Annotated in this window: 14 protein-coding genes; 1 reads left to right on the plus strand and 13 read right to left on the minus strand. The window is 38.5% G+C overall.

Annotation, left to right across the window (positions count from 1 at the left end):
- The first annotated feature begins 825 nt into the window (after nucleotides 1-825).
- On the plus strand, nucleotides 826-1,947 hold the full coding sequence (locus tag ACQCVH_RS19370; RefSeq protein ID WP_426837243.1) for a hypothetical protein: 1,122 nt from the start codon (nucleotides 826-828) through the stop codon (nucleotides 1,945-1,947).
- An 82-nt stretch (nucleotides 1,948-2,029) separates the two neighbouring features.
- Here the strand turns inward: ACQCVH_RS19370 and ACQCVH_RS19375 are convergent, their stop codons facing one another.
- The 13 genes from ACQCVH_RS19375 to ACQCVH_RS19435 form a co-directional block, all read right to left on the minus strand.
- On the minus strand, nucleotides 2,030-3,127 hold the full coding sequence (locus tag ACQCVH_RS19375) for an ABC transporter permease (protein WP_426837244.1): 1,098 nt from the start codon (nucleotides 3,125-3,127) through the stop codon (nucleotides 2,030-2,032).
- A gap of 1 nt (nucleotide 3,128) precedes the next feature.
- Entirely contained in the window at nucleotides 3,129-3,995 is an 867-nt protein-coding gene (locus ACQCVH_RS19380) for an ABC transporter ATP-binding protein (RefSeq protein WP_426837245.1), read from the minus strand.
- Nucleotides 3,970-4,755: a hypothetical protein gene (locus tag ACQCVH_RS19385; protein ID WP_426837246.1), complete on the minus strand. Its 786-nt coding sequence runs from the start codon at nucleotides 4,753-4,755 to the stop codon at nucleotides 3,970-3,972. The genes ACQCVH_RS19380 and ACQCVH_RS19385 overlap by 26 nt, the downstream gene beginning before the upstream one ends.
- Nucleotides 4,730-5,296, minus strand: a complete 567-nt coding sequence (locus ACQCVH_RS19390; protein WP_426837247.1) for an RNA polymerase sigma factor — start codon at nucleotides 5,294-5,296, stop codon at nucleotides 4,730-4,732. The genes ACQCVH_RS19385 and ACQCVH_RS19390 overlap by 26 nt, the downstream gene beginning before the upstream one ends.
- Nucleotides 5,297-5,450: 154 nt before the next feature.
- A complete protein-coding gene (locus ACQCVH_RS19395) occupies nucleotides 5,451-6,767 on the minus strand; it encodes a replicative DNA helicase (protein ID WP_426837248.1) in 1,317 nt (438 codons plus the stop codon).
- The gene (locus tag ACQCVH_RS19400) at nucleotides 6,718-7,002 is read right to left on the minus strand and encodes a hypothetical protein (protein ID WP_426837249.1); all 285 of its coding nucleotides are present in this window, start codon (nucleotides 7,000-7,002) and stop codon (nucleotides 6,718-6,720) included. Before ACQCVH_RS19400 ends, ACQCVH_RS19395 begins: the two co-directional genes overlap by 50 nt.
- Nucleotides 7,003-7,022: 20 nt before the next feature.
- On the minus strand, nucleotides 7,023-7,916 hold the full coding sequence (locus ACQCVH_RS19405; RefSeq protein WP_426837250.1) for a hypothetical protein: 894 nt from the start codon (nucleotides 7,914-7,916) through the stop codon (nucleotides 7,023-7,025).
- Nucleotides 7,917-8,568: 652 nt separating this feature from the next.
- Nucleotides 8,569-9,702, minus strand: a complete 1,134-nt coding sequence (locus ACQCVH_RS19410) for a DNA-processing protein DprA (RefSeq protein WP_426837251.1) — start codon at nucleotides 9,700-9,702, stop codon at nucleotides 8,569-8,571.
- 14 nt (nucleotides 9,703-9,716) lie between these two features.
- Nucleotides 9,717-11,771, minus strand: coding sequence for a RecQ family ATP-dependent DNA helicase (locus ACQCVH_RS19415; protein ID WP_426837252.1), 2,055 nt, complete (start codon nucleotides 11,769-11,771; stop codon nucleotides 9,717-9,719).
- A 161-nt stretch (nucleotides 11,772-11,932) separates the two neighbouring features.
- Nucleotides 11,933-12,781, minus strand: a complete 849-nt coding sequence (locus tag ACQCVH_RS19420) for an EcsC family protein (protein WP_426837253.1) — start codon at nucleotides 12,779-12,781, stop codon at nucleotides 11,933-11,935.
- 304 nt (nucleotides 12,782-13,085) lie between these two features.
- Nucleotides 13,086-14,726 carry a DUF6119 family protein gene (locus ACQCVH_RS19425; protein ID WP_426837254.1) on the minus strand — a complete coding sequence of 547 codons (1,641 nt, stop codon included), beginning with the start codon at nucleotides 14,724-14,726 and terminating at the stop codon, nucleotides 13,086-13,088.
- A 75-nt stretch (nucleotides 14,727-14,801) separates the two neighbouring features.
- Nucleotides 14,802-15,314 carry a hypothetical protein gene (locus ACQCVH_RS19430; RefSeq protein WP_426837255.1) on the minus strand — a complete coding sequence of 171 codons (513 nt, stop codon included), beginning with the start codon at nucleotides 15,312-15,314 and terminating at the stop codon, nucleotides 14,802-14,804.
- A 171-nt stretch (nucleotides 15,315-15,485) separates the two neighbouring features.
- On the minus strand, nucleotides 15,486-18,371 hold the full coding sequence (locus ACQCVH_RS19435; RefSeq protein WP_426837256.1) for a DEAD/DEAH box helicase: 2,886 nt from the start codon (nucleotides 18,369-18,371) through the stop codon (nucleotides 15,486-15,488).
- Nucleotides 18,372-18,415: the final 44 nt, after the last annotated feature.

The following is an 18,415-nucleotide window of genomic DNA, read 5'->3' on the forward strand; positions in this document are numbered from 1 at the left end:
ACATTTTAATGTAGTCGGGCATAACCGGGACAACTAAACCAAATGCTGCCATCGACATTAACATACTTAACATCAGTAAGATCATGGCACCTTTAAATCTAAAAAGCATTGACATAAAACCTCCAAAACCAATTTAACTCTGTTTTTTCTCCTTTCAGAGGCATCTAAAATCCCATTTACATTCCTGGAAAAATCTTAATTCCTCTATAAAACTTGAAAATATCAAGGGTGAATAACAAAGTGAACCCTACTTTACTAAAAGCAGTTTGTTCATAAATTACATTTTTGATGTTAGCTTTTTTTAAGAATAGCGACATAGCTAACCCTGCAATTCCTCGACAAACAATAATTAATTTTTTTCTATTTAAAACCACTCCTGCTGAGGAGTATTCGGACGATCGTCCGACAAATGTCAAAAAATAACTTAATATCTATCGGTTATACTAACATTAATCGGACGAATGGTCAATTATTAAATCAAACAAACTAATCTGGTATTAGACAAAGGAAATATATTATCGAACAATAATCCGAATGTTTATATTTTTAATTGTTTTATCAATTACGAATGATGGAGGATAAAATGTTGAGAAATGTACTTAAACTACGTAATGCAGTCGTTAATTGGAAAATAGCCTGCCATTCTGCGAGACACCTTTTGTGATTGGTTGAAAAAAATGTTGTCAAAGGCGATACATCTCAATGAATGTTATCATAGTGTAATAGATTTCCTTCCTGAGGGTATAGAGACTAACAGGAAAGGTCCCCAGCCCAACCACAAAGGGGCCAAGGGACCTCTTATAAATTTTTATTAGGTGGGATTACGTGAATAAGAGATTGAGAACAGGGGCTTGTCTGGCAGCCATCCCCTATTTGATGTTAGCAGGCTGCTCGCAATCGGTATCGTCGTCAGAGGAAGGATCAAAGATGCTTGAAGAGTCGAAGCTGCCTCTTAGTGAGATGCAGTATACGCTTGATGAAGCTGCAAAGTCACCCAGGTTTGCACGTGAAGCTTCATATAAGGCAATCGAGCCTTCTGAAGGGGCAAAGCCGCTGAAAACCCATTATACAAGTCAGCAGCTTGAGGAAATGCCGAAGACGCAGGCACATGGAGGCAGCACGAAGAGAAGCGTTCCTTTAGGTCAGACCCTGGCAGCTGGTGCCGAAGATCAAACAGACGGACCGCTGAAGGAACATAGAATAGTTTCCTATTATGGGCATCCCAATTCGAAAAACATGGGAATCCTGGGAGAATACACTCCTGAGGTCTTTATGGAAAAATTGCTGGCCCAAACCAAGGAGTATTCCGAACTGAATCCTGAACGGCCAGCCATCCCGGCGATTGAACTGATTTCGACCGTCGCCCAGCGGAGCCCGGGAGATGATGGTGATTACATACACCCGACAGCCACTGAAGATATTGAAACATACGCGAAACTGGCCGAAGAAAACAACGCCCTGCTGATCCTGGATATCCAGCTTGCCCGTGACACCGTCATGAACCAAGTCAAATCGCTGGAAAAATACCTGAAACTGCCTTTCGTCCATTTAGCCATCGATACCGAATTCCATGTCAAAGAAGGACAAATTCCCGGAGTGGATTTAGGCACAGTCGATGGGAAGGAAATTCAAGAGGCAATTGACTATGTATCAAACCTAACAGCCGAAAATGGACTGCCCGACAAAATGGTCATCGTCCATCAATTCGCAGGTAATGTCCTCATCAACAAGGACTCCATACAACCCACAGACAACACAGAAGTAGTCATCAATTTTGACGGCCATGGATTGGATGCCATCAAAAGATCCGGATACAATGAATTTGTGCAAAAGGAACCTATTCAGTACGGCGGGTTCAAAGTGTTTTATAAGAAGGATGAGCCGTTGATGACACCTAAGGATGTATTGGAATTGGATCCGGCTCCGGGGTTTGTTAATTATCAATAGAGAGCTATGGGGCTTGTCCGGGCCGGGGGGACAGGTACCTTGGCCCAGTTTCAAAAGGAGCCAAGGGGTCTGTCCCCCTGGCTCAAATTACCTTCTGATTTCCAACATACCATTTTAAAAATAGAATACTCCCTGTAATAAACAGAATGGTGATTATTAGAGCAAGGTATGGTCCAATAACTACTAGAGACCCTGCATGAATACTTCTAAAAGTGCCGAATAGTGCTTCTGCTTTCATGGTATATGTAGGGCTGTATGGATAAATAGCGTTTAGCCATCCTATTCTTGGTACAGCTTTTACGATATCCACAATGATGATTGGGACGAAAAATATAGCTGTACAAAATAGAAAACTAATGAAAGAATTTTTAGATACAGATGACACTGCTAAGAAAATCAATGTTAATGCCAGACTCCCCAAAAACAAGAATCCTAACTGTATGGCGTGATACTCCATAATTGAAAAGGGGTATGGAGATACAGTTAACTCACTTAAAAATTGAATGGGTGCTTCCCAACCCTCAAAGGCATACTTCCAGTAGCTAATATTTGCACTGGCACGATATATTTGATAAGTCCACGTAAATAGAGTTACAACTAGATAAACAACAAGAGTATAAATGAATGAGACCATGATTTTAGCTGTCACAAGCTTTGTCCGTCCATACTTAGATGTAAGAGTGTATTGTGAAACTCCTGTAACTTCATCTCTTGAAAATATAGAGTAAAGACCAATTATGAGGAGCGCCCCCATAAATATAACACCTTCACTACTTAAATATTCAACTACCAATTCTGGTAACTGATAATTGGTTAAATACAAGACATCAAGATTATTCCTATATTCAATTTCCTTTTTGATTTCCGGATCATTAGGTGTATTGCTTAACGCTTTTTTTAATTCAGTAATTTTTTCGTTCTGCAGAATTGACAACTGTTCAGCATACAAAACTGTGTAATAAGGATTGGAATAATAGGAAGGTGCTGTTGACTCTGCTGCAGTTGCTTCTGTAATATCTTGTTTGCTTATAGGTCCTTCTAATTCATCATAAGCCGGTTTGGATGATGTATCAATTACGCTATGTCCTAGAAATATAAAGCATGCAATTAAAAATAAAACAACATAAATAGCCTTTTGCCTAAATAGATGCCTGGACTCCCATTTTACTAGTTCCCACATATTATTGACCCTCTCCAAAATAGTATAAATAAATGTCTTCTAATGTTGGTTCTATGCTAACTGCTCCAGGGGTTGGCTGACCTTTGTGATAGATTCTCACCCTAATTTGCCCGCCTGTTTTTTCAATAGCACCGACCTTGTATTGACTCTGTATATGATGGAGTTCTGTTGGCCCAATCAGTAACTCCCATACTTCTCCTTTTAACGTCTGTAACACTTCTTCAGGGCGATCCAGCTGATCAAGTCTTCCTTCCTTTAAAATGCATACATAATCTGTCAGTCCTTCTAGATCACTTGCAATATGTGTGGTGTAAAGAACAATCCTGTTAACTGATAAACTGGCAATCAAAGAACGAAACCTAATTCTTTCTTTAGGGTCAAGACCAGCTGTCGGCTCGTCAAGGATCAGAATTTTAGGATCATTTAACATAGCTTGAGCAATACCTACACGCTGCTTCATTCCGCCTGATAACTTTCGAATCTTTTGATTACGTTCTTCATAAAGATTTACTTGCTTCAGCCAATAATCAGCTTTTTTTCGGACTTCCTTTTTATCAATTCCTTTTAAAGCACCGACGTATTCTAAAAAAGAACGAACTTTCATGTTTGGATAAAATCCGATATTTTGTGGTACATAACCTAATAAATCCCGATATTCTTCCCCCAGCTTTGTTATTTCTCTGCCATTCCACAAAACCTCACCAGAAGTAGGTTTAAGCACATTTATAATGATTCTCATAAGGGTGGTTTTTCCAGAACCATTGGCACCTAAAAAGCTATATACTCCGGGTGTAAAAGTTAAAGAAATATCACGGAGAACTTGCTTTTGTTTGTATGATTTATTAATTGATCGAATACTCAATTCCATTGCTGTATTCCTCCTGATATTTAGCGATGATTTTATACAAACTGAATACTAAAATAACGAGTGTTATTACATGAATTGTCACAGGCAAAGAAATCCATTCATATAAAACCTGCTGTTGTGCGGATAGTAATAAAGACCCTGCCAGCCATGCGACAATAATCAAGGCTGCAATATTTAATCGTGAAGGAAGATAAAAAGAAATCAATAAAAATAAAACAGCTACAGTAAGAGCAGGTATCAGCCAGACAATTAACAGCGTTGTTAGAAATTCAAAGTCTAAAAATCCTGATAATATAATCATAGGAGTAACTGTAACAAAGTGAATAATTGTTCCTAAAATAAAGCGCATGAGGAACAGCTGTCCAGTTCCATATTTAAAAGTCATTTCCAGTTCTGTCATTTGGTATGTTTTATTCTTTAAGCATTCAGTCAATCCCAGGACCATAGATAACGGCGCAACACAAAATACGAAGCCAAGCATGGCACGAGGAGAAAATGATAGTAAGACATATAGACTTGAACAAAGGATTATCAATTGAGAAATAATGAGCTGTATATTTAAATTTTTCAGTTCATTTCTTAACCTAGAAAAATTACTTTGTTTTATTGACTGTTTATTTTCATCCATCAAGTATTTTACATTGGCAATCGTTTCATTTACTTTCTGTTCTGCTGGCGGCGGAACTTTATAAAGAGAGAAGTAAGCTTCAATTTCTTTTTCAATTTCTTCCAATTCAGTTTGATTGATTTCTTCCTTCATTTTCATGCCTCCTTAAAATCTGGGATAATTTTCTGAGACCTTGAAAAACCCGGGATTTTACAGTGGTTTCTTTTGTCTTTGTCATTTCTGCTATTTCGTAATATTTATAACCATGAAAGTATTTTAAAATAATGGCTTCACTTTGAAAGTCAGATAATTCACCTAAAGCTTTTATTATTTCTCTAGATTCTTCTTTTTTCTCGTATAGGTATGCTACATTTCCTTTCTGATCTTCAAAGGATTCTTCTATCCACTCATTTTCCATGCTCTTATTGGTCACTTGTTTTGACCTCATATAATCTCTTATCTGATTTAAAGCAATCGTTAGCACCCAGCTGCGAAATTTACCTTCACCTTTATAAGAAGAGATGGATAAGAACACTTTCGAGAAAACTTCTTGCGTCAGGTCATAAGCTAAGGGCTGTTGATGTGTTCTCCTATAAATAAAGTTATATACTTCGTAATAGTATTTGCGAATGAGGGATTCAAGTGCTGCTTTACTCCCCGATTGAATTTCTTCAATTAACTCTTCATCTGTCATCCCTGTCCCTCCTTTCAACTAAAAGAACGAAAAAAAATAAAAAAAGTTGTAAAAAACCTTTTTTATTTTAAATTTCATCATATAAGTTAGCAATTCATGGGGACAGCCCCCCTGGCCCCACCTCAAAAAAAGCCAGGGGGACAGACCCCCCGGCTCACCCCCAAAACCGCCCAACCTCCTTCTCAAACCCCAACCTCACCATCCCCACCGGCCCATTCCGATTCTTCGCGATATTCACCTCCACTTCATTCCCCACCTCACTCTTACTGTCATAATAAACATCCCTATACAAAAACAGCACCAAATCCGCATCCTGCTCAATATTCCCAGAGTCGCGCAGATCCGAGAGCCGGGGACGTTTGTCCGCCCTTGACTCGACTCCCCTGGACAGCTGCGACAGGAGGATGATTGGAATCTTAAATTCCTTTGCCATGCTCTTCAGCTGCTTGGTGATGTACCCGATGGTAAGGTCGTGGCGGTCGAAGCGCTCCTTGACTGTAATGAGCTGCAGGTAGTCGATCACGACAAGGAATGGCTCGGTGGGGTGCTCACGCTTCAGGTTCATGATATGCTGGCGGATTTCCATGAGGGTGACGAGACCGTTTTCCTCCACGGCCAAATTGGCTTTATACACGCTGTTCATGGCTTCCTGCATCCTCCCCATCTCTTCCATCGACAGGTATTTATGTGGATTATGCCATTTCATCATGTTGATGCCGGACAGGCTGCAGAGCAGCCGCTGGAAGATTTGCTTGGCACTCATTTCCAATGAGAAGACAAGCGATATCCCGTTCCTGCTTGCACACTCCCAGGCGAGCTGGATGGCGAGAGCCGTCTTCCCCATAGAGGGCCTTGCTGCGAGGATGATGAGCTCCCCTTCCTTCCAGCCTCCTGTCAGCCCATTCAGTGTTTCAAATCCAGTGTCCACGCCCGGGAGTCCTGTCTTCTGTTCATATAGCGATTCATACAGCTGCAGTAAAAGATCATCTTTCGTCATTTTGTCTTTGTTATGAATGGTGTGGTATTGGATGAGCGTCTTATAAAGCTCTGCCGCAGATTCAGGGGTAAAATCGCCAAGGAAATAGTGGGCGGATTTGCGGATCAGGCCCAGCTGATAATACTTAAGGACAATCTGTTCATACTGATCAAGATTGGCTGCCGTCGGACAGCTATTGGCGACTTCCACAAGATAGCTCACACCACCGGCATTCTCAATCTGGTCCCCCAGCTCTTCCACAAGCATGACCATATCAATCTTCAGTTTCTTGCTCTCCAAAGCCCTCATCGCGGAAAAAATCTGCCGGTTCTCCGCCTGTGTGAAATGCTCCGGTCCCAGTGTCAGCTGCTCAATCACCTGTGGCTCAAGCAGGACTGCCCCAAGAATCATGCTTTCTGCCTCCAGCAGCTTCTCCCTCGGCTGATCACTCCTCCCAAGGCGGTCGTAGTTTATCCCTATACCTTCTGTCCCCAATCTTCTTCTCCCCTTCCCGTTCCCAATCTTTCATCATGTCCAGCACAGTTGTCTCCGCCTCGTCCCTCACATAAAGATGAGCCAGTGCCGGCCGGTATGAATTTTGCCTGATATAAGCATCCAGCCTCTGCTTCACGGCCGGATACCTGCATTCCGATAAATGCCGATGCCAGATCTCAAGGGTTTCAATGTCCATCCGCTTTCCGGGAAAAGCAAGATGGATTTCCTTGATCACCCTATTGAACTCCTCCAGCGTCATGCATTCTCCACTCTCTCACCCAATGCAGCAAGCGCCTCTTCCAGCCTCTGCTCCAGCACCTCCGGCGGCTCATACGATTCCAGGATCTTCTCCAAATATTTCGGGCTGTTGATCGTATCATGCACACCGCCCTGCTCCACCTTGTCAAACTGCTCGTCCATAAACGCCGTCAGCTGCTCAGTCGATAGCGGAGACTCACAGATTCTTTCAATCGCTGTCAAATCCATTGCTGTCAGGAAAAATCCTTTGCCTCTCCTCACCATGAAATGTTCAGCAACAGCAGCGATTTTTGCTCTCCGGACATCTTCGGAGATGCTGTTGTTGTTGTTGTTTTTATTCTTTCTTTTCTCTCTTTTATTTCTTTTCTCTATTGTGTCTTCAGGTTCGATTCGCGAGTCCTCCACGTCCGATTCACGTGCAGGCGGCAAAAAAGGATCATGTCCGTTTTCAGCCTGTACTTCTGCCGTATTTTTCGCTTCCACTTCAGCCAGTTCACGGCCATCTGCTGGTTCCTCCACACCCATTTCAGCCAGTTCTCCGCCATCCGCAGGTTCCTCCACTCCAAGCACCGTAAACAAAAACCCATGCGGAAACCGCTCCGCCGTAATCAGACCGAGCTTCTCCAGCCGCTTAATCGAACGCTGAATCCGCGAATGACTGTAAAAATCCTTCTTCTTCACATTATAAAACCACAGATCCTCCCGCAGCAGAGTGATCGAACGAACATACTGCCCCGCATTCAGCACTAACTCACCGCACGGCACCTCATCCTTCACCATCGCATCACTCTTCAGCAGCAAATACAACCGCAAATCTTCCACATGATGAAATACCTCACTCCACCGAACCTGCCTCTCAAACTGCGTCCACCCATTCATCTGCATCTGCATTCCCCAATCACTCCTTTTTGTTTGTTCACCTCTTATATATAGATGTGAATGGGAAATGGACATGGTGTGCGGAACTTTTTTTGGAGGTTGTTCCATGGGGTCTGGTCCCTTGGCTCTTTTTTTGTGCCTTGGGGTCTGGTCCCAGTTAGCCATCGATACCGAATTCCAAGTCAAAGAAGGACAAGTTCCCGGAGTAGATTAAGGCACGGTCGATGGGAAGGAAGTTCAAGAGGCCATTGAATATGTATCAATGGCCTGCCTGAAAAAATGGTCATCGTCCATCAATTCTTAGAAAATGTCCTCATCAATAAGGACCTCACCCATCCCATAGAAAACACAGCAGTTGTCATCAATTTCGACGGCCTTGGATTGAATGCCATTAAAAGAGCCGGATACAATGAATTTGTGCAGAAGCAGCCTATTCAGTACGGCGGTTCAAAGTGTTTTATATAAAGGTTGAGCCGTTGAGGACACCTAAGGATGTTTTGGAATTGGATCCTGCTCCGGGATTTGTTAACTATCAGTAGTTTTAGAGGAAGCTGGAGGAACAAATCCCTTGGCCACAAAAAGAGCCAAGGGATTTGTTCCCTTGGCTCTTCATGCGCCCACTGACTTGTTTTAATAGTATTTCGGACATTATACCTAATTATTTTTACAAGTATTCCTCAATACTTATTTGCTCTAGCGCATCAGTATTTTGGGATTTAAGTCGGTTATTTTGTATAAGATCCCCATTATCTTTATAGTATTTGGCTGATAAATCAAGAAATTTTTTCTCTAATATTTCTTTATCCAATCCCTTATCAATAGCAAGTTTTATTAATGAAACTATACTATCATCAATATCAAAATGGTTCTTATTATCAATGGGTTCTTTTTGTGTAAAAACATCTTCAAATGACAAGAATTCCTTTGCATACCCTTCAGCTTTAAGCTTTTCTACCCCTTCACTTTTACCCAAAACATATAAAGGTGACCACTGATGCTTAATATTTTCAAGTACTCCTTCCCAAGTACCACTTGATTTATTTCCCGAAATCTTTGAGGAAGCAACGAGAACAGCATTAGAAGGTGCATGGATAAACTTATTTCGCTGCATCGCATAAGATCCAGAAAATGGTGCTTCTAGCCTCTGAGAAGACATTAAAAGTAGTTGTCCATTTAAAATATAGTTCCGGATATCACTCTTTTTTACCCATTTTGATAAGCCATCTGCCGGAAAAATTATTGCCTTGCCACCATTTTCTAAAGATGCCTCAACTGCTGTTGTATCAATACCTCTTGCTCCACCTGATACTATTACTACTCCGTTTGAAACTGCTTCCTTTGCAATTTCAGCTGTTTGAGATAGTTCACCTTCATTTGCATCTCTAGCTCCCACAACACCTAAGGTGCGGTTTAATAATATAGCTTCATCCCCTACATAATAGAAAAAAGGTGGGATAAATTTTTGTGTTAGCTTCTTTAAGCAATTTGGCATTTGAGACCGAAACATGATTCTAAATCCCTGATGGTCAATTTCTTTTAGTTCTAGCATTGAAATACCCAACTTCTGTCTTGCCTCTATTTTTTTTATTATTTTCACTTTTTGTGCATCTGTTGCTTTTGTTAATGTTTTCAGTAATTCACTAGGAGTTAAATTGAACAATGCCTCTGGCTGCATTTTTTGGTCACTTAATGATTTCACAACTGCATTCCACTCTAGAATTGTTAGTGGCGTTGTCTTTGTTTGTGTCAATTGCGCACAAAATAAATAAGTAGCGATTTCGTTATTTGTAAACTCCATATATACACCTCATTTTAATCACTACTACTAGTATCTGCTATTGCAAAAGGTATTATAGTAATATTTTCAAACACTTCTCCAAGTAAATCCGTCGCCACTGTAAAAGTCCACCTTGAATCAACAAAGTCGTCTACTAAAAGTATAACTTTATCATTTATATCAATATTTTTATGTATATATAAATGATCACGAATACTTTGCTCTTGCATGCGACTATTTAGAAGTGATTTTTGTTCCGGTTCATTTGATTTTTTCGCAAAAATATTAAGGTAATTACATTGTAAAGTGTTTGCAAGTCGTTGTGCAAACTCCGGAACAAGTTTCGGTCTTCGGTTAGACGGTATAGGAATAATTACTAATTCTTTTATATCTACTTCTTTCCCTCTTAAATACCGTCTTAACTTATCTGCTGAAGCATCAACAATTACTTCAGAGAAGTTGTTGTCAACATATTTACCACGACGAGCTTCCTGCCCCAACTGTTCATGATAATAACTCAAAGCAAGCCCATCCTTATGGATAAAATCTAACTTCTTATTAGTTACCGAAGATTTTTTACGAGGTTCGATTAAAATATAATTATTCTTAAAAAATTGAGAAACCCTATCAATATCGTCTTTAGTTAAAACATCATTAGTTAAACTCCAAGCATCTCCCAGGCAAGTACTACATATTCCACATCTTCTTGGATCAGGGTCATCCAATGCACTAGTTAAATAAGCCATCTGGCATTCCTGTGTTTGTTGAAAATTGAGTAATTCTTTATATTCACGAACCTTTTTATCAATAACAGAATTATAATAATTCTGTTGTGTGACATAGGGTTTTAATGTTCGGAAATATCGGGCCCTCGAATCCTTTCCTATGATTCCTTCGATTAAAAGTAACTTTAAGATTTGTTCTAGGGTTGATGACTTAATATTCATTTCTTGCTCAAGAGATGACTTCTTAACCTCATCGTTTCTGTCTAAAAAATTGATCACTTGATTGATTTGTTCTTGCTTAGGGAAAGAATTATAAATAAAATACTCGTTAATTCTATTTTCTTCCTCTCCACCATAAAGTAGTACACACACAGCTTGATCTATACCTCTTCCTGCCCGTCCAATTTGCTGATAATGCTCAATAACAGATTTAGGTGTGTAGTAATGAATGACAAAGCTAATATCCTCCTTATCATAGCCCATACCAAGCGCAATAGTGGAGACTAATACTTTAATTTCATTATTAATTAGTTTATTTTCAAGATCGATTTTCACTTCTTCATCAAGTCCACTATGATAAGCACTAGCAGTAATGGCATTTTGCCGAAGCCATACTGCCAGCCGCTCGCACTCTTTGATCGTTGTAGCATAAATAATCCCTGAACCCTCTAGATAATCTAAGTTCTTCGCTATCCATGCATATTTTTCCTCAGCAGTTGGCAAATAGATTTTGTGAAGATGTAAAGACTTTCGTTGTAAATCTCCACGAACAACCTCACACTCACCTAGTTGCTTTGCTATGTCAGCAATGACTCTATTATTTGCAGTAGCAGTGGTAGCCAAAACTGCAATATTATTCGGTAGTATTTGAAGAAGATTATGGATCCTTCTATAATCTGGCCTAAAATCATGACCCCAGTCTGATATACAATGTGCTTCATCAACAACAAATAGGCCAATCTCAAGTTGTGATAAAAGGTTAACAAAATCTTCATTTTGTAGTTGCTCTGGTGTAATAAAAAGAACATCACATTTACCTTCATTACATCGATCAACAACATTAGCCCTTTCCTCTTTTGTTTTATTAATTTGACCGTTTATACATTCCGCAACTATTCCATACTTATTTGTACTATCAATTTGATTTCTAGTTAATGCCAACAAAGGGCTAATAATTAGCGTGACACCTTCTCCACGTTGTCGTAAAATCTTTGTGGCAAGAAAATAGACTAAGCTTTTTCCCCAACCAGTTTTTTGGACAACAAGTACGCGTTTTTTATTTAAAATACTATCAATAGCAAGATCTTGACCATCACGGAAAGTCGCTGAAGCACCAAATACATTTTGTAATTCATGTAAGTACATTTTATTCACCCTTTTTAAATAGTCTTGCGTTAGTCTAAATCAAACCAACTATTAAAAGACCAACTCTTTTCCACAATAAATAGATCCATTCCTCATAAGAACAGTTCCGTTAGTTTTTTTAAACAAATGTTAATTGAATATTTTCGCTTTAATTCTTATTTTTATAAAATATCCATGTCAATAATTTTTTCATTTTCAATTAACCATCTTTCTTGAAAAGCTCTTCTCGCTGCCCATCCTACATCCTTAATAAACCATCCATTGGAAGATGCTCCCACAACGAGCCCGATTACGGGGAGTGCTTGCAAGGCCTTCCTCTTAGAAATATTGATACCTAGTTGTTTAGCTAAGTTTTTAACAGCTATTATTGCTGCTTCTCGGCTAAAGGGTTGCTGCGCAGCTTTTTCGGCCATTTTCTTCCAAGTTTGCTTTGTTATTGTATTTTGAATTGATTTTAATGCCAAAATTGCAGCTGTTTTTTCCTCAACACTGTTAGCTCCTGAAGCGGCTAAGATTCCCAAAACAAATCTTTTATCTTCCTCAGTCTTACAATCGTAACCATAACATAATCCAATTTTATGGATTGTCCTTAAAGAAAAAGTTATGATTGTTGGTACATCTACAACTGTCCCAGGTAGACCAAAAAATCCAGCTATCCCTCCTTCAGTAGTTGCTAGCCCTATTGCCCAATTATGTACTTCATTTGCTAAGTCATCAGAAAGTTTTAAGTCTTTATATTTCAGATCTTCTATTTTTGTGACTTTCCCATCCCTTATTATGTCTTTTGTATCAGCAAGGAATCTTCCAACTTCATTTCCTCCATCTAGTAATCCTTGAATAGCTTTATCAGGTATTACTTTCTCAACTGCCCAAGCTACTGGTTTTAAAACAGCACCAAAGGCTTGGTCTAACACACTAGGCTTTTCATTTTTCCAATTATTTATTAATTCAATTTGTTGCTTTTCATAAATTGATATATGGTTCCCATGCCAATGAGTCTTATCTACCATTAATATACGCCTCCAATAATGTAAATTAATACCATTATACCATCTTGGTTAATCTGGTGAACTCATAAAGAAACATTTTTAAGGTATTTAGGGAAGTATAAGCTTGTTGAATTTGCGAGGGATATTATTAATATAGAGGAGGTTAGAAGAAGAGTTTTCTGACATTCGGAACTGTAACCATATATTCTGCTTTATAATTCAAATGATGAGACTCTGTCGAATATGAGCAACAGAGACAAGCCCCTCGTCTCACCATCAAAAAGAGCCAAGGTATCCGTCCCCTTGGCTTCACTAAAAATGTTAACTATAACTCTTCACCTTCATTAGTATCCTCTATTTCTCCATGCACTGGTATTTTGTATAAAGCCACTTTTATCCCTAACCTTCTAATAAGGCTAACATGGTGCAAAAGGTTTACTTTACTAAAGAATGGTAAAGTCGCTCTAATGTCTGACGGATTTGCAGAAGAAATTGCATAAACAAGGGTACATTCGCTGTACGGAAAGTTTTCAATTGTGTAATTTTCCTCCGGGAATTTTAGCGTAGCCTGGCTTACCACATACTCCCGATACTCGGACGAGTCCTTTAATAAAACCATTGATACAGAACCCTGGGCAAAGAGATGACTTAAAGTCGCTGACCTAGTTCCTTTTTTCACACAGACAAAATGTTTATCTTTTGACAATAGGTCACAAACTTCAATTTTACTTCTCGAATTTGCCACCTGAAAATTTTGCTTATCTAAGCATAGAAAGTATTCTGAATCCTGTCTTTCGTTATAGCTGCCTTCCGACTCATTAGTTTGAATTACAGTAAGAAAATGATCATCTTCTATTAATGGTATTTCCATCATTTCATTATTAATCCTCGAAATATAGTCGGTATCAATTTGATACCAATTATTAAGCGAAAAAATGAAGGTATCTTGATTATGCTCAGTTTGATAGATCAAAAAGTGATTTAGCGATACTGATGTAGTAACAGGACTATTAGCTTCGTCAAATCCAATAATTTTTATTTTTTCAATATCTTTGGGTGAATCAAATGTAACATTTTCATAATCAAGTAGTGCGTACAAATCTTCTAACGTGATTTCAGAAGTTTCTTTTTGTCTACGCCCACGTTTGATCTGATAGAAGGAACACCTTTCATATTCAATCATATCTGGATAAGCCAATGAGAGGTTATCACATTGACGATTACGAATAGCAGCAAACAAATTCTCATTTAACGCATTAACTATTTCAGGATCTTTGATTATTCTAACGTTATCAATAAATCCAAAATTCTCCTTGTAGTCTTCACTTAAATATAAATTCAATATTTGTAGACATTTCTCTCCTAATCCGGAAAAAGTGATATCGCTATTTAAACTTAATGAAGAAGTAGAACCCCTTACTGATGTACCAAATTCTTGACTTCTTGATTTTCCCGAAACAAGATTTATAAGATCTTGCTCAAAATCTAAATCAAATTCTCCAATTTCACTCCCCTTATTAAAGAGTACTCTTTTCTGTCTCGTTTTCAAATCAATATTCCTCACATCAAAAGCCTTAAGTTCCTTAGTATCAATTGAATTTAAGGCTACCTTCAATCCAAAATTGTTTTCTAAATTGTTTTTATTTATTGCTGTAAACCCAAAGCCCCCAGTAACAGCAAAAAAGTATGGCACGTTATCTTTGTTTACCTTAACTAATATGACAAATGAGTTAACAATATTTTTGATTTCATTCTTATTTGGTATTTGTAAATCCCCTTCAAGAAAGGTAATCCATTTTGGCTCTCTTGATCTATTTCTTTGAATAAAAACTTTAAATTCGAAATCCCTTTCTGCTTCCGTAGGTTGTAATTCAAAGTAGTTATTCTCCTCATTAACTTTATTTGGTAGTATCATCTGATTAAATGTCCTTACATTCTCATTAAATAGATAGTACGATAGCTTCAACAGAAGTCCCCCCTTTTAAAAGGAATATATATTTACACTTTATATAGTAAACATAATCAACCGGACTGAAAGTAGTTATCTATACTTACCAATCCACCCAACCAACCTAGACCTACTATACTCATACCACTGCGAACACAACAAATACTTCTTCCCCAAAACCCTAACAGGCTTAGCATAATACCGGCTCCGCCCAGTATGATCCATCTTAAGTTCATCAATTTTACCCATGTCTGTTACCTCTCTCAGCAAAGGAAAATTCAGGTCAAAGGTATTTTTCGAGTATCTTTTGTCCTTCAAATTCTCTATCACAGATAGTGGAACACGGCCACTTTCCAAAAGGTTTTTCAAGTCTGTCTTGGCGAGAACTCCTATCTTCCTTTCAAAACCACGGACAGGTTCTACTGCTTCCGCTATAGCTACTTCTTTTTCAGCAGCATTGGATTCTTCATACTTTCTGACTTTCCTACTTAACTGCTTCAGCAGCCTTTTCTTTTCCTCTATCTTTTGTTCCAACTCCAACAGTTCTTTCTGCCTTCTACTGATTGTTGTTTCAAGCTTTGAAAGTTCTAAGGATTTATTAAGCATGGAGTCCTCCTCTATACGCAACCACGATTCCGGCTATATCTGTGTTATTATAATTATACCAAATAAACCCATAAATAAGGGTATAATTCCCACGCGTTGCCGCAGCAGGGCCACCGGGACAGGCACCTGGGCCTACAATAAAAAGAGCCAAGGGACCTGTCCCCTTGGCTCTTATTTATCCTCTATCAAATAATGATACAAAGAAGATTCAACTTCATTCTCTAATTTCAAATTCACTCGGACGACAGGTAATTCCCTTCCCTTGTCGTTTATCATTGTTCCTTCTTCTTCACTACCTAGCTCTGGGGTGGCTTTGCCTAAATAATAGAAGTCTGTACCTTCATCATTGTCTTTCTTTATAAAAAGGTGTAGGTCAATCCCCAGCTTTTCAGCGTTAAGAATGGTTTGTACTTCATCAGATTCCAACCTTCGATTACTTCGGGTGGACCATCTAAAAGTCTCTTGGTTAATGAATTCTTCAGTATAGTTAACACTAGATTCAATGTCGTCGTTTTTATGATACGTAACAAAGATTGGACAAGTTCCGTGCTTTGTTTTATAGCCGAAGACCGTTGCACTTTCATCATTCTGCCAGTTTAGTAGTTTACAGACTTCTTTACGTGAGTATTTTTGAAATAGCGTTAACTGTTGTGAACAATCGTAACTCACACTTTTCGCCATTGCCGTTTTTACAATATCTCCTACTAACAGTTGAAAGTAAGCATTGGAAGACAGTTTCTCTTGAAGAGTCTCATTAAAAGTGTAAATGTCATTCTTAGTTTGAACTATTGGCTGATGACCATACTTCTTCACCGAATTTTGCGTGTAAAAAGAAAGATCCAGAACTCTTTCTACAGACTTAATGGTTTCCTCACTAGTAAGACAACCCTGAGTAGCCAACTCTTCAACAAACCTTTCCTTTGTTACTTTTCCGCTCTTTAATAATAGGTCTAAGAGTATGATTTCGTGCTTCCTTTTTCCATTCAACACCTCTTGAGAAAGCATAGTCAATATATCAAATTCATACTTTGATAGTTCAGGTGTTTCTTCTTTAATCTTGTTTAAGAACTTATAATAATTTGTATGTTCCATAACAATAACTGCCGGGTCAATCGAGTTATGCTCTATAAAATCGTATAGATACGGTACCCTACCGATTCTGTTTTTTAATTCCGTGTAAGCATCTCGTAGAATCCTTAAGGCAGTTAAGTTACTATCATTAATGGCCTTAAAGATCTGCTTCTTGGCGATCTCCTCAAAGTTTATGGTAGATACACCTTGAATATAGTGAGTGTCCTTTGTACGTCGGCGTATATTGTCCTTGTTCTGGGAACGATCACCTGACAGTGCGACAGGAATGAGATAATTATTTTTATAATTTCCGATAAAATCAATGATTGTAACGAAGTCTTTTGAATCATGCTTCCTTAGTCCACGGCCAAGCTGTTGGATAAAGACAATACTTGATTGGGTCTGCCTTAACATGACCACCTGATTTACACTTGGTATGTCAACACCCTCATTAAAAATATCAACGGTGATAATATAATCTAAGCTTCCATTTTCAAGTTGGTTAACTCTGAGTAATCTTTCCTCAGGAGAGTGATTTCCTAGAAGAGCAACTGTATGAAGACCATGACTATTGAGTGCTTCAGAGAGTTTTGCTGCTTCTTCTTTACCACTGCAGAACATTAACCCTTTTACCTTTTCTCCCGAATAACTATAGTAGTTTATTTTCTCAAGGATATGCTGCACTCTTTCTTCTGTAACCAGTTTTGTTAACGCAGCTGTTTCATCCAGTAATTGTCCATCATATTCATAATCCGTTACACCAAAATAATGAAATGGACAAAGCATATCTTCCTCAAGTGCTTCTTGTAAACGAATCTCATAAGCAATATTGTAATCAAACAGTTCATAAATATTGAAATCATCCGTACGTTCCGGCGTAGCTGTCATCCCCATTAGAAATTTCGGCTTAAAATAATCTATCACTTTTAAATAGGATTTGGCACCAGCTTTATGAACCTCATCCACTAAGACATAATCAAACTCTGAAGGATCAAACTCATGTAAAACATTATCCTTGGAAAGTGTCTGGATGGTAGCAAACAGATATCTGGCGTTCTGCTGTTTGGAATTCCCCGATAAAATACCATAGTCCCTGTCTGCCCCACCTAATATTTTCTGATAATCCGTTTTCGCTTTTTGTAAAATTTGTTCACGATGGACGATAAATAACATTCTCTTTGGAGCAAAACGTCTAACATCAAAAGCAGAGAGATAAGTCTTCCCCGTTCCCGTTGCGGAGATCACAAGTGCTTTTTCTTTGCCTTGCTCTCTTACCTGTTGGATACTTTGAAGAGCTGCTTCCTGCATCTTGTTCGGCTGTACTTTAAGAGCTTCTTCAAGTGAATTAGTCTGGTATTGACTTGGGAGCTCAATGACTTGGGAACCATAGGAAGGTGGCCCTTGATAGAGCTTTTCGTATTCTTCAACCCATTTAGTTGTTAAAAGTTCAGATTCTTTCCAGACTTCCTCAAATTGTTGAACAAAATGATGAACGATCTCTCCATTTTCATGAGAGTTAAGTTTTACATTCCATTCGTAATTAGCCTTCAATGCCTGAGCTGTAAGGTTAGAGCTACCAACGATTAAAGAATAATGAGTCTCATGCTTAAAGATATATCCCTTCGAATGAAAGCCTTTCAGAGAAGTAACCCTGACTTCCAAGTTGGGAATCTTCATTAACTCCTTAAAGACCTTAGGCTGGTTAAACTGAAGGAAGGTAGATGTTAATATTCTGCCTTTAATCCCTATTTGATTCAGATCCCAAAGATGCGACTTAAGTGTAGCCAAGCCGCTTTCTGTAATAAAAGCAACAGAGAAGAAAAAGTCTTTGCAATGAGTAAGTTCCTCAAGTAGTGATGCTAATACATTCTCTTTATTTTGAGCATTGTTAATCAATAACTTCGGCTTATATTTCGTCGATTTCCCATGGGTTTGATTTATAAAACCTCTATATATCGAGTCTTGTAAGTTCTGAACAAAGTCCATTTCATTATCACCATTCAATTTCCATTTTTATATTAAAATTGTAA

Source organism: Bacillus infantis, from assembly GCF_050107595.1.
Lineage (GTDB): Bacteria > Bacillota > Bacilli > Bacillales > Cytobacillaceae > Bacillus_AB > Bacillus_AB infantis_C.